We start from the raw sequence: 13276 nt of genomic DNA, 5'->3' as shown, positions 1-13276 counted from the left end.
TGGCGGCGGCTGCCTTGCCTGAAGGTGACGATGGCAGTGCTGGCCCTGCTGGCCGGGGGCGCGATGGACGGCGTGCGCGCGCAGATGCCTGCCGCGCCGGCGCCGATGCCGGTGCCTGCCTCGGCACCGGCGTCGGCAACCACCTCGGCGGCGTCCGAGGAAGAACTATTTCTGGAGGTGACTTTGAACGGCCAAGAGACCGGATTGATCTTGCGCTTCACGCGCCAGCCCGGCACCGTGCTCGGTAGTACCGGACTGAACACGACAGTGCAAAACCTGCGCGACCTCGAGCTCGATCCGCAACGGTTGGGCGTGGCCGACCGCGAGTCCGTCAACCTCGACGATGTGCCCGGGCTGCGCTACACCTACGACGCCGCCAGCCAGCGCCTTGCGCTGCGCCTCGACGACGCGTTGCGCACGCCGGTGGCGCTGAACGCGCGCAGCCTGCGCCAGCCGGGCGAGGCCAGCGTCACGCCCGGCGCCGTGTTCAGCTACGACGCCTTTGCCCGCCGCGGCGACGAGCGCTACCTGTCGGTGGCCAACGAGCTGCGGTATTTCAATAACAATGGCGTGTTCAGCACGACTGGCGTGTTCAACACCAGCAGCCTGCTGACCCAGTACGTGCGTCTCGATTCTTCCTGGGTCCATTCCGACCCGCACACGCTGGAAACCTGGCAGGTGGGCGACCTGATTTCCTCGTCGCTGACCTGGAGCCGGTCGCTGCGCATGGGCGGCGTGCAGTGGCGCAAGAGCTTCGATTTGCGGCCCGATTTGCTGACCTTTCCGGTGGCGTCGCTGGCCGGATCGTCGGTGGTGCCGAGCGCGGTCAGCCTGTACGTCAACGGCGTGCGCCAGATGGAGACGGCGGTGCCGTCCGGCCCGTTCGTCATCAACCAGGTGTCGGGCCTGAGCGGCGCCGGCCAGGCCACCCTGGTCACGCGCGATACCGCCGGGCGCGCCGTCACCACGGTGGTGCCGCTGTATGTCGATACCCGCCTGCTGGCCGAGGGGCTGACCGACTACTCGGTAGAGCTGGGTGTGCTGCGGCGCGACTACACCAGCAAGTCCTTTCATTACGATCACTCGCCGGCGCTGAGCGGCTCGATGCGGCGCGGCGTGACCGACCGCGTGACCGTGGAAGCGCACGGCGAGGCCGGCAACGGCGTGGTCAACGGCGGCGTGGGCGGCATGTGGCGCATGGGCCAGATCGGTGTACTGACCGGCTCGGTCGCAGCCAGCGCCGGCACCGGCAAGGGGGCCCAGGCCAGCATCGGGTACCAGTACCTGAGCCCGGGCTTTTCGGTGGACATGGAATCGCTGCGCGCCAGCCGCCACTACAGCGACCTAGGTACTGCCGAAGGCGGCCCCGGCGTGCGCGCCAGCAACCGCGTGAATGTCAACATGGGCCTGTTCGGCGGCCAGACCCTGGGCCTATCGTTCATCAGCCAGCGGGTGCCGGTATCGCCGCCGGCGCGGGTGGCGGCGCTCTCGTACGCGGCCACGCTGGGCGCCGGTCTGTACCTGAGCGTGAGCGCCTACCGCGATTTTCGCGACGCCAACACGCGCGGCGTGTTCTTCAGCCTCAGCGGCACTTTTGGCGACCGGCTCTCGGCCAATGCCAGCAGAGGCCGCCAGAACGGCGTGCAATCGAAAAACCTCACGCTGGGCCGCACGGTCGATTACGCGGGCGGCTTCGGCTGGGGCTTGCAGTCGCTGGAAAACAACGGCGCCACCCTGCGCCAGGCCCAGGGCACCTACCTCGGCAATTACGGCCAGGTCGGCGCCTTCCTGCAGGAAAGCGGCGGCAAGCGCGAAACCGCGTTCAGCGCGTCCGGCTCGGTGGTGGTGATGGATGGCAGCGTGCACGCGGCGCGCCAGGTGGGGGCCGGCTTCGCGCTGGTGTCGGCCGGCGTGGGCGGCTTGCCGGTGCTGCAGGAAAACCGGCCGATCGGCACCACCAGCAGCAGCGGCTATTTGCTGGTGCCCAATCTCACGCCGTACCTGTCGAACCAGATCTCGATCGACACCAGCAGCCTGCCGCTGGACGCGCGCATCGCCCGCACCACGCTGACCGTGGTCCCGGCGCGGCGCTCGGGCGTGGTGGCGCAGTTCCCGGTCGAAACCTATGCCGCCGCCACCGTGATCCTGCACGACGCTGCCGGCCAGCCACTGGCGACCGGCCTCGAAGTGGTGCACCTGGAAAGCGGCGCCACCACCGTCACCGGCTTCGACGGCCTGGCCTTCATCGACAACCTGGCCCCGCTCAACCATGTGCAGGCCGTGGTGGAAGGGCGGCGCTGTATTGCCGAATTCGCCTACGTGAAAGAGCAGGGCAATGCCATGCCCACCATCGGACCGGTCGTGTGCCGGAGCGTGCAGTGATGGCGCGCCTGGTGTCTTCGGCGTTGCTGCTGTTGCTGATGCTGTGCGGCGGTCAGGCGCGCGCCGACAGTTGCGGCATCACGCCGGCCAATGTCGTGTTCCCCAGCGTCAGCTCGATCAGCCCCGGGCCCGTATATGCATCGTCGACCTTCAAGATCACCTGCACCTGGACCGCGACCGACGTGCTGACCGGCCTGCTCACGCCCAACGCGACCATCTGCCTGAACCTGGGCGCCGGCAGCGGCAACGCGTCAACTACCGCGACCACGTCGCGGCAGTTGTCGAGCGGGTCGCTGCGGGTCAACTACAACCTGTACACCGACGCCACCTACGCGCCGGCCAAGATCTGGGGCGGCTGGACCGGGACTACGACTTCGGGCAACGGCATCGTGTTTACCATGACCAAGAGCGGCGGACCGGGTAGCCTGGACCGGTTCGTCACGATCTACGGCAAGCTCGAGGCGGATTCCACTCTGTCGAGCCTGTCGGTGGGGCCGGACAACCTCAATTTTGCGTCCAATTTTGGCGCCGGCAGCGCGGTCATGAATTACCAGTTCGCGTTGCTGGGCCTGCTCGGCTGCCTGGTCCCGCAGACGGTGGCGATTCCGTTCACGGTGAGCGCGCCGGTGATCAACGATTGCAATATCAATATCGGCAACCTGGCGTTTCCGCAATCGCGGCTGTTGACTGCCGCCGTGCGCACCACGTCCAGCCTGTCCGTCACGTGCAGCAAGAATACCGCCTACCGCATCACGCTCGGCGCCGGCACGTATGGCGCCAGCACCACCGCGCGGCGCATGCGCAATACCGGCACGGCGGAGACGGTCGATTACATGGTGTCCAGCGGGCTAGACGGCGCCAGTTGGGGCGATGGCACCGGGGGCACCGTAGCGGTCACCGGGACCGGCACCGGGGTGGCGCAGGCGATGACGGTCTATGGAATGGTGCCGGCGCAGAACACGCCGTCGCCGGGGGACTACAAGGATACGGTGACCGCCACTGTGTCGTTCTAGTCGCGCCTGGCAGTTGATCAAGCCGCCAGAGCGGCGTTGCAGCGCCTCGCCGTACTGTCGTACTGCCTTCGGCACTGCGCCTTGCTGTGGAGGCTTTCTCGGGCGCTCCGAGACGTTGGCGGTTCAGGGCTTAGAAGTAGACGGTCCAGTCTTGCGCGCTGGCGGCGGGGCGCACGGCTGCGGCCTCGGCGGAGGTGACTGGCGCTGGTGGGGTCTGGGTCATCAGGTGCGGCGCGTTGAGCTGGCAGGCCACGGTCGGGGCCTTGGCGGCGGTGGCGCCGGCTTGCACGGTGCAGGCGTCGGTGACGGTGAAACTTACTTGCATCGAAGCGGACTTGGTGCCGGCCGAAGCCAGCAGTGGCAACGTCATCAGGGCCAGGCCGAGTGCTTTAACAAGAAGTTTCATTTTTGTCAGAGGGGTAAGGTGTGCATCAGTCGGAAGTGCTTGTCTCTACGTGCAACCACGAAACGAATTTTACCCTACATAAACATTCTATCCAATCTACACAATTCAGGCGAGATCAACTTCTCTTCAAATAGTGGAATTTGGATAGTTTGTAACCCCTCTTTTTAGCCTATTTTTGAGGGGTGTCACGATCGTCTACAAAACGAAGTTTTCATAGAGAAACATCCGGGTCATGTATCACAACAGGAGAAGAAAATTGAGAGACCAAAATACACACAATGTCACGCAGCATCCACCGCCGGCAAAGTTCACAAATTTTCACCTCAAACATGCAAGTCACTGAATCTCACCGAACTCGACTTAGTGACTGTCTGGCAGTTTTTTCCGATTTAAAACCTGGAACCGAGGAGTAAACAATGAAACATACCGACTTTGGCCGCATGCCTTGCCCGATCGCCCGCAGCCTGGGCAAAGTAGGCGAATGGTGGAGCATCCTGATCCTGCGCGACGCCTTCTATGGCCTGAGCCGCTTCGATGAATTCGAGAAGAGCCTCAAGATCGCCCCCAATATGCTTACCCGGCGCCTGAACGGCCTGGTCGAGGGCGGCCTGATGGAACGGCGCCAGTACAGCGCCCGACCGCCGCGCTACGAATACGTGCTGACCAAGTCCGGCCGCGACTTCAAGCCGGTGCTGCTGGCCTTCATCGCCTGGGGCAACGACCACCTGGCCCCCGAAGGCGCCAGCCTGCTGGTGGTCAGCCGCGAGACCGGCAAACCAGCCGACCAGGTGCTGGTGGATGCCAACAGCGGCCTGGCCATCAACGACGAGGACTATATGTTCGCGCCGGGCCCGGCTGCCACCGACAGCATGCGCATCCGCCTCAACGAGATCAGCAAGCACGCTTCCTGACCCGTTCCCTCGCTGCGACCACGCGCCGGCCAGCAATGGCCGGCGTTTTTTTTGCCGTCTCGCTGTGATTGCGCCACCGTGTACCGGGTTTGAACCGAAGAAAAAAAATAATTGCAAATAGGAAACTGTGTTGTCTGGAAACTGTGGAATAATGCAGCAACTGGCCGGCATCGACCGCCACCTATAGCAGGAGGAATCACCGAGTGGACATGTTCGTGCGCGACGCAGACCTGGCGCAATGGGAAAACACCTTGCCTGACTTGACCGGCTTGGCGCGCCTGCCGCACCTGGCGGCGCTGGCCTGGCACCTGCGCCAGCGCGATCCCGTGCGCGCCCGCGAGCTGTCCGGCGAGGCCCAGGCGATGCTGCCGGCCGTGGCGCCGCAGGACGCGCCGGTGCTGCGCGCGCGGCTGCTGCTGGTGGCGGCCGAGGGCGCGTGGGTGCGCGGCGAGCTCGATACCGCCCAGTACCATGCCGACCAGGCGCTGCAACTGCTCGCCCACGACGCCGCAGCGCCCGCGCCGCTGCAGGTTGCCGCCGCGCGCGGCCGCGCCGACGCCTGCTGGGTGCAGGCCTGGATCGCCAACGACCGCGGCGACAGCATCGCCGCCAGCGGCTGGCTGGCGCAGGCGGCTGAAGCTGCCCGCGCCGCATCCGATCCGGTGCGCGGCGATATCATCGGCGCCGCTGCCGGCATCTGCGCCGCCTTCACCGACGGCGCCGGCGTGGGCGTGCAGGCGTCGTGGCGCCCCCCGGCAGCCACCCTGGACACCGACCTCGATGCCATGCCGGCCATCGCTGCCGGCTGGATCAGCGATTTTCTCGGCACCCGCGCCTTCCAGCACAGCGAATACGGCCGCGCCATCGGCCACCTGATGCGCAGTTTCGACACGGCGCTGACCAGCGGCCAGCTGCGCCGCGCCATCATCATCGCCACCAATATCGGTAACGGTTTTACCTGCCTGAACGCCAACGAGGCGGCGCTGGACTGGATGCAGCGCGCCCAGGACCTGGCGCGCCCCACCGGCTGGCCGCTGTCGATCGGCATGTGCCTGATGCAGACCGCCGAAACCCTGCGCCAGCTGGGCCAGCGCGAGGCCGCGCAAACCCTGCTGCGCGAATCGCTGGTGGTGCTCGCGCCACTGGCCGGTTCGCGCGCCTACGCGGTGGCGCTCGAATACGAGGGCGACCTGGCGCTCGACCTGGGCAACCACGCGGCGGCGCTCGACAGCTTCACCCGGCTGGCCGCGCGCGGCGACGCGCTGGGCCAGGGCGATTTCCAGAGCAGCGCGCGGCGCGGCCAGGCGCACGCGCTGGCGCATCTGGGCCGGGCCGGCGAGGCCTTGACCGTGGCGCAGGGCGCGCTGGCGCTGGCCCGCACCAAGGGCGACACGCTGGCGCAGATTGCCGCCCTGCAGGTGCTGGCCAACATCCATGCCCGCCCGGGCAGCGCGGACGATCCGGCGCTGGCGCCGCCGCCCGGCATGAGCGCTCCCAGCGCGCCGCTGCATTACCTGTTGCTGGCGCTGGACATCGCCGCCACCATCGACGGCTACACCGTGCCCGGCGCGCTGCTCGACGCCACCGCGCGCGAATACGCGGCGGTGGGCGACTTCGAGCGCGCCTACGCCATCGCGCTGCGGGCCGGCGCCGCGCGCGATCTTACCCATAGCCGCGAAGCGACCAACCGCGCCATCGCCATGCAGGTGCAATACCAGACCGAGCGCGCCCAGACCGAGGGCGAGCACCACCGCCAGCTGGCGGCGGCCGAGGCGCGCCGCGCCGAAATCCTGCAGCGCACCAGCGCCACGCTGGCGAACCTGGGCGCGGTGGGGCAGGAGATTACCGCCCACCTGGAATCGGCGGCCGTGTTCCGCGCGCTGGACCGCCACGTCCACGGTCTGCTCGACGCCACCCTGTTCTCCATTTTCCTGATCGAGCCGGGGGGCGAGTGGCTGGCCAGCGCCTTTGGCGTGGAAGCGGGCCGGCCGCTGCCGCCGCTGCGGGTGGCGCTGGACGACCCCGACGCCAATTCCGCGCGCTGCGTGCGCGAGCGCCGCGAACTGCTGGTCGCGCTGCAAGAGGGCGAGGCCAATGTCAACCACATCTCCGGCACCCTGCCCACGCTGAGCATGCTGTTCGCGCCGCTGGCCGTGGGCGAGCGCGTGCTGGGCGTGATGACGGTGCAGTCGATGCGCGCCGACGCCTATGGCGAACGCGAACGGCTGATCTTCCGCACCCTGTGCGCGTACGGCGCCATCGCCCTCGACAACGCCAGCGCCTACCGCCAGGTGGCTGCCACCCAGCAGCAGCTGCTCGACAAGAACCTGGAACTCGAGCGCGCCTACCAGGCGCTCGAAGAAGTGAGCCTGACCGACCAGCTGACCGGCCTGCGCAACCGCCGCTTCTTCCTGCGCAACGTCGATGCCGACGTCGCCATGAGCTTGCGCGGCTACGACAATATGCAGGAGCGTGCGCAGCAGCGCGGCCAGCCCCGGCCCGCCAACGACTGCGACCGCCAGGCGCCCAACGACCTGGTGTTCTACATGGTCGATCTGGACCACTTCAAGCACGTCAACGACCGTTACGGCCATGCCGCCGGCGACTCGATCCTGGTGCAGATGCAGGCCCGCCTACGCGAAGTATTCCGCGAATCGGATTACGTGATCCGCTGGGGCGGCGAGGAATTCCTGGTGCTGGCGCGCGCCACCCACCGCGACGACGCCGGCGCCCTGGCCGAGCGCATGCGCCGCGCCGTGGCCGAACGCGACTTCGTGCTGCCCGACGGCGAAAAACTGCACAAGACCTGCTCGATCGGCTTTGCCTGTTTTCCGTTCCTGCCGGAGCAACCGCGCCTGCTGTCGTGGCCGCAGGTGGTGGAACTGGCCGACCAGGGGCTGTATATCGCCAAGCGCTCCGGCCGCAATGCCTGGGCCGCGCTGCACGCTACCGGGGAGGGCGATGCGGTGGACCTCTTCCCGCGCCTGATGCACGCGCTGCCGCAAGCGCTGGAAGACGGCGAAGTGCGCGTGGTGAGCAACCTGGCGGGACCGCTGGAACTCGATGGCGAACGGCGCCGCACCGGGTTGTCGATCGACCTGGAGCTGTAGCGCGGTTGCGGGGTTGCAGAGTTGTATACTGCGGGTTCGCTTCCCGACAAAAATCCATCATGACCATCATCCGCTGCGCCTGGGCCAAGCCCACCAACCCGCTGTACCTGGAATACCATGATACCGAGTGGGGCGTGCCGTGCCACGACGAACTGCGCCTGTTCGAGATGCTCAATCTCGAAGGCGCCCAGGCCGGCCTGTCGTGGGAAACGGTGCTCAACAAGCGCGCAACCTACCGCGCCGCTTTCGATGGCTGGGACGCCGAAAAGATCGCCACCTACGGCCCGGACAAGGTGGCCGAACTGCTGGCCAACCCCGGCATCGTGCGCAACCGCCTCAAAGTAGCAGCGGCCATTTCCAACGCCCAGGCCTACCTGCGCCTGCGCGCCAGTGGCGGCAGCCTCGATCAATTGCTGTGGTCTTACGTCGATGGCCAGCCCATCGTCAACAACACCGGTGAACGCATCATCAAGACCGCGCTGTCGGACCGGCTGTCGAAGGACCTGGCCAAGCTGGGCTTCAAGTTTGTCGGTTCGACCATCGTTTATGCATACATGCAGGGCATCGGCATGGTGGACGACCATGATGCCGACTGTTTCTGCCGCCACCGATGACCGTGTCGCATGTCGTTCTCGACACCGAATTTGGCGACGGTGCGCGCTTTGCGCAGGCGCGCGCGCGGCATGACCGGCAGCTCCATTACCTTGCGCTGACCGCGCGCGTGGCCGATGCGGCGACCATCGCCGATCCGCAGCTGCGCGCCCTGTGGCCGCTCGACGTGCCGGGTTTTCACCGCATCATCCTCGACGACGGCCGCGTCACGCTCGATCTGCTGGCGGGCGAAATGACTGCCGTGCTGCCGCAGGTGCTGGCCCGTGTCGATACCTTTCATATCGGCGCGCTGGCGCCCGGGCAGGCGCGCACGCTGGCGCGGCTGGCATCTCCCGGCGCCACGCTTGACGCGCGCGCGCCCGATGACTTGCTGGTGTGGGCCCTGGCTGCTGCCGGTTTCGCCTGCTGCCGGGTAGATGGCGGCGACGATATCGTTGCCGAGTACCGGGGCCGCCGCGTGTCATCTGTCGCTCGTGCAGCACCGACTGCCGCTCCCGCCGCACCGCCTGCTGATCGTGCAGCACCGATCGCCGCTACCGCCACACCTCCTGTCGCTGGCGCAGGATTATCCGCTGCCCTGGCCGCGCCACCGTTGCGCGATAAACGCGCGGTGGTCATCGGCGCCGGCCTGGCGGGGGCCAGCGCCTGTCGCCGCCTGTGCGCCAGCGGTTGGGAGGTGACGTTGATCGAGCGCCACGCGCAGCCGGCGCAGGAGGCGTCCGGCAACCTGGCGGGCATCTTCATGCCGCTGCTGTCGAAAGACGACAACATTCCCACCCGCCTGGCGCGTGCCGCCTACCTGTTTGCGCTGCGCGAGTGGCGCCGGCTGGGTGGCGTGGGCACGGCCTTCATCGGCGCCGATTGCGGCGTGCTGCAACTGGCCCGCGATGCAGGCCACGCCGCCGTCCAGCGCGCGGTGCTCGACCATTGGAACTATCCGCCGGCGTTCGCGCGCTGGGCCGACGCAACGGAAGCGGGCGCGCTGCTGGGCGGCGCCACGCCGCACGGTGGCTGGCTGTTCGCGCAAGGCGGCTGGGCGCGCCCGTCATCGTTGTGCGCGGCCATGCTGGACGCCTGCGGTGACCGCCTGCAGCGCGTGTTTTGCAGCGAGGCGATCACTTTGCGCCGCACCGGTGACGGCGAATGGCTGGTGGAGGGAGCCGGCGCTACCTTGCTGGCGCAAGCGCCCACGGTAATCCTGGCCAACGGCGCTGGCGCCGTGCAGATTGCCCAGGCGGCCCAGTTGCCGTTGCAGTCGCTGCGCGGCCAGGTGACCCACCTGGCTGTGGGGACCAGTGCTCCGCAACTGCCGCTCGTGGTATGCCGCGAAGCGTACGTGACGCCGGCTGCCGACGGCATCGTTTGCGCTGGCGCCACCTACGACAATGACGACGACCGTGTACTGCGCGCAAGCAGCCAGCGGGAAAACCTGGCGCGGCTGGCGGAGATCGTGCCCGGTGCGCACGTGGCGGCCCTGATCGATACCGCGCCGCTGGCCGGCCGGGTGGGCTTTCGCAGCGCCGCGCCGGACCGCCTGCCGCTGGCCGGCGCGCTGCCGGATGTCGAATCGGCCGGTCGCCTGGAGCACTTGCGTGACGTGCCACGCCACCCGGGTCTGTACGGCCTGCTCGGCTATGCGTCGCGCGGCCTGATCTGGGCGCCGCTGATGGCCGAACTGCTGGTGTCGCAACTGGAAGGCGCGCCGGCACCGGTCGAGGCAGCGCTGGTGGAGGCGCTCGACCCCGGCCGCTTCCTGCTCAAGCAGCGGCGCCGCAGCCAGTAGCTAATAACCGGCAGCCAACAACCAGCAACCATCAGCCATCAGCCATCAGCCATCAGCCATTAGCCATCAGCCATCAGCCATCAGCCATCAGCCATTGTCCAGCAACCAGTAGCCAACAGCCAGTTGTCAGTTGTCAGTCGCTGTATGCCAGGGCCAGGCTGCTCAGCGCCATGCCCGCGCGGATGTCGCGCACATCGGCCATGCGTGCCACCAGGGACGCCGGCAGTACGCGTTCGGCCACGCGCAGCACGCCGAACATGCTGTGCACGATACACAGGCAGATGCCGATATTGGGCAGCAGCGAGGCCCACCACCAGCCGGCCCGCGACACCCGGCCGAAAATCGCCACGAACGACATCAGGCCCAGGGCCAGTGCCACGGCCAGCAGCGACGCGACCAGCAGGCGCATGGCGGCGGAGGTGTCGTGGTGCGGACGCAACTCCCAGAGTGAACGCCAGCCCTGGCGCAAAGTGGATTTTCGGTTCATGGGCATAGTGTATGGCGAATGCCGCACATTCGGCCACAGGCGGTAATATATAATCCCGGTTTGAATCCACGGAGAGCGACGCGATGGATGACGACTTGTCCCAGCACTATCAAGGCTCGCCGGAACTGCTGATGTTCCTGGCGTCGACCGTGCACGACATGAAAAATTCGATCAGCGTCCTGAGTGGCACGCTCGAACACCTGCTGACCAACGTCCCTGCGACCGCAGCGGCACCTGTCCCTGCCGCCGCCGAGCCGGTGCAGTACCAGCAACTGGGCCAGATGCTGTACCAGACGCGCCGCCTGAACGACAGCCTGATCCAGTTGCTTGCCTTGTACAAGGAAGTGGGCAAGCCCGGCTACCCGTTCGATCCCAGCCCGCGCAGCGTGCGCGAACTGGTCGAGCAGGTGGAAGGGCAGGCGCGCATCCTGCTGCAATCGCGCGGCATCGCCTTCGACACCGACTTTGCGCCGGACGCCATCTGGACCTTCGACGAAGAACTGGTGATCGGGGTGCTGGTCCATGCCATCAACAACGCCATCCGCTATACGCGCGACCGCATCCGGCTGTCGGTGCGGGCGGACGGCGACTACCTGGAACTGCGGGTGGAAGACAATGGTGACGGTTTCCCGCCGGCGATGCTGGCAGCCGGCGCGCAAGCCATGGACGTGCGTGACGTGCAGGTGCGGTTCTCCAGCAACAGCAGCGGCCTGGGTCTGTACTTTTCCAGCGAGGTGGCGCGCATGCACCGCCACCGCCAGCGCACCGGCGCCATCGCCCTGGAAAATGGCGGTGACCTGGGTGGCGGCTGCTTCGTCCTGCGGCTGCCATGACGGCCATGGTACAGAGCGACGGCGAGATCGACTGGGGCGCGAAGCGCTACCTGATCGTCGACGATTTCGTGGGCATCCGCCAGCTGCTGCGCGAGTCGCTGCGCAACCTGGGCGCCAAGCATATCGACCAGGCGGCCAGCGGCGGCGAGGGCATGATGTTGCTGGCCAAAACCCGCTACGACGTGGTGCTGTGCGATTACAACCTGGGCGACGGCAAGAACGGTCAGCAAGTGCTCGAAGAAGCGCGCATCCGCAACCTGATCCTGCCCAGCAGCGTGTGGCTGATGGTCTCCGCCGAAAAAAGCGTGGAGTCGGTGATGGGCGCGGCCGAGCATCAGCCCGACGCCTACATCATCAAGCCGATCACCGAGGGCGTGCTGCTCACGCGCCTCAACCGGGTGTGGATCAAGAAGCAGATCTTCAGCGAGATCGACCAGGCCTACGCCGACAAGGACTACCTGCGCGCAGCCCGCCTGTGCGAGGAGCAGATTCCCGTCAACCCGCTGCACGCGATCGACCTGCTGCGCATGAAGGCCACCTTGCAGCTCAAGGCCGGCGACCCGCTGGGCGCGCGCAAGGTGTACGAACAGGTGCTCGAAGAGCGCGACTACAACTGGGCGCGCTGCGGCCTGGCCAAGATCATGATGCACGACGGCGACGTGGAAGAGGCGCAGAAGATGTTCCAGGCGGTGATCGCCGACAACCGCTTCTATATCGACGCGTTCGATCAGCTGGCGCAGGCGTTCCAGCTGCAGGGCAAGCACGAGGAAGCGTTCGACGTGCTGCAAAAGGCGGCCAAGCTGTCGCCCAATTCGGTGCCGCGCCAGCGCACGCTAGGCCAGACCGCGCTCAAGCTCGAGAACATCCCGGTGGCGGAGCGGGCGTTCCGCAAGTGTATCGACATCGGCGAGTACTCGGTGGCCAAAACGGTCGATGCGTACTTCGGCATGGCGCGCGTGTGCGGCCGCAAGAACGACACCAAGGAAGCAATCCGCCTGCTCAACGCGGCGGTCCACCAGTTCGGCGGCGATCAGGTCACCTTGCGCGCCAAGATCACCGAGGGCCTGGTGTACCACGAGACGGGCGACTTCCGGCGCGCGCGCAAATCGGGCGACGAGCTGGAAAGCATGCTGGCCGATGAAAGCCGCCACCGGCCCGACACCGCCACGTGCCTGGACATGGCGACCCTGCTGTTCGCGGTGGGCGTGAAGGAGGCGCCGGTGGGACTGCTGTGCTACATTGCGCGCAACAACCATGATAACGTGCCGTTGATGGACGAGTTGCAGAAGATTTTCGACAAGGCGCGCATGGGCGACGAGGGCACGGAGCTGATCCGCTCCTCGCGCAAGGAAGCGGCTGACATGATGAACAAGGGCGTGCTGCTGTGGAAGTCCGAGCGGCTGCAAGAGGCCATAGACTGGATGCGCGTGGCGCGCCACGCGCTGCCGCACAATATGCGCATCCTGTTCAATTCGGCGCAGATCCTGGTCTCGCGCCTGCAGCAAACCGGTTACGTGCGCGAGCTGGCCGACGAGGCGATCGAGGTGCTGATGCATGTCGATGCCATCGCCCCCGGCCAGCCGCGCTTTGCCCAGCTGATGGAACAACTGGCGCTGCTGGCGCCGGTGTCAGGCGTGGTGGCGGCAGCCGCCGCCAGCGAATACGAGGCGGCCAACGGCGCGGTCCCGGACCGCTAAACCGTTTAGATGAATTAAAACAGGTGCGGCAATCAAGTACGC

The 13276-nt window shown here is 66.9% G+C and carries 10 protein-coding genes; 8 read left to right on the top strand and 2 right to left on the bottom strand.

From position 1 onward, the window contains the following. Positions 1-30 precede the first annotated feature (30 nt). Positions 31-2382: a fimbria/pilus outer membrane usher protein gene (locus tag SR858_RS23560; RefSeq protein WP_019923343.1), complete on the top strand. Its 2352-nt coding sequence runs from the start codon at positions 31-33 to the stop codon at positions 2380-2382. Continuing rightward, positions 2364-3395, top strand: coding sequence for a Csu type fimbrial protein (locus SR858_RS23555; RefSeq protein WP_154820005.1), 1032 nt, complete (start codon positions 2364-2366; stop codon positions 3393-3395). Before SR858_RS23560 ends, SR858_RS23555 begins: the two co-directional genes overlap by 19 nt. A gap of 130 nt (positions 3396-3525) precedes the next feature. On the opposite strand, the gene SR858_RS23550 is transcribed toward SR858_RS23555, so the two are convergent. Beyond that, entirely contained in the window at positions 3526-3801 is a 276-nt protein-coding gene (locus tag SR858_RS23550; protein WP_154820006.1) for a hypothetical protein, read from the bottom strand. A gap of 416 nt (positions 3802-4217) precedes the next feature. On the opposite strand from SR858_RS23550, the gene SR858_RS23545 reads away from it, so the two are divergent. The 4 genes from SR858_RS23545 to mnmC all read left to right on the top strand — a co-directional run bounded on the left by SR858_RS23545 (position 4218) and on the right by mnmC (position 10217). Further along, positions 4218-4712 carry a winged helix-turn-helix transcriptional regulator gene (locus SR858_RS23545; protein ID WP_019923340.1) on the top strand — a complete coding sequence of 165 codons (495 nt, stop codon included), beginning with the start codon at positions 4218-4220 and terminating at the stop codon, positions 4710-4712. A gap of 209 nt (positions 4713-4921) precedes the next feature. Next, complete coding sequence (locus tag SR858_RS23540; RefSeq protein ID WP_019923339.1) at positions 4922-7822, top strand: sensor domain-containing diguanylate cyclase; 2901 nt, start codon at positions 4922-4924, stop codon at positions 7820-7822. A 59-nt stretch (positions 7823-7881) separates the two neighbouring features. Then, entirely contained in the window at positions 7882-8436 is a 555-nt protein-coding gene (locus SR858_RS23535) for a DNA-3-methyladenine glycosylase I (protein WP_019923338.1), read from the top strand. Continuing rightward, the gene (gene mnmC / locus SR858_RS23530) at positions 8433-10217 is read left to right on the top strand and encodes an FAD-dependent 5-carboxymethylaminomethyl-2-thiouridine(34) oxidoreductase MnmC (RefSeq protein WP_019923337.1); all 1785 of its coding nucleotides are present in this window, start codon (positions 8433-8435) and stop codon (positions 10215-10217) included. Before SR858_RS23535 ends, mnmC begins: the two co-directional genes overlap by 4 nt. Before the next feature lie 133 nt (positions 10218-10350). Here the strand turns inward: mnmC and SR858_RS23525 are convergent, their stop codons facing one another. Further along, entirely contained in the window at positions 10351-10704 is a 354-nt protein-coding gene (locus SR858_RS23525) for a hypothetical protein (protein ID WP_154820007.1), read from the bottom strand. A gap of 83 nt (positions 10705-10787) precedes the next feature. On the opposite strand from SR858_RS23525, the gene SR858_RS23520 reads away from it, so the two are divergent. After that, positions 10788-11537 (top strand): sensor histidine kinase, encoded by a 750-nt coding sequence (locus SR858_RS23520; RefSeq protein WP_019923335.1) that lies wholly within the window; start codon positions 10788-10790, stop codon positions 11535-11537. Then, complete coding sequence (locus SR858_RS23515) at positions 11534-13234, top strand: response regulator (RefSeq protein WP_019923334.1); 1701 nt, start codon at positions 11534-11536, stop codon at positions 13232-13234. Before SR858_RS23520 ends, SR858_RS23515 begins: the two co-directional genes overlap by 4 nt. Positions 13235-13276 lie beyond the last annotated feature (42 nt).

The organism is Duganella zoogloeoides (assembly GCF_034479515.1).
Taxonomy (GTDB): Bacteria; Pseudomonadota; Gammaproteobacteria; order Burkholderiales; family Burkholderiaceae_D; genus Rugamonas; species Rugamonas zoogloeoides.
This window is presented reverse-complemented; position numbering and strand designations above follow the sequence as displayed.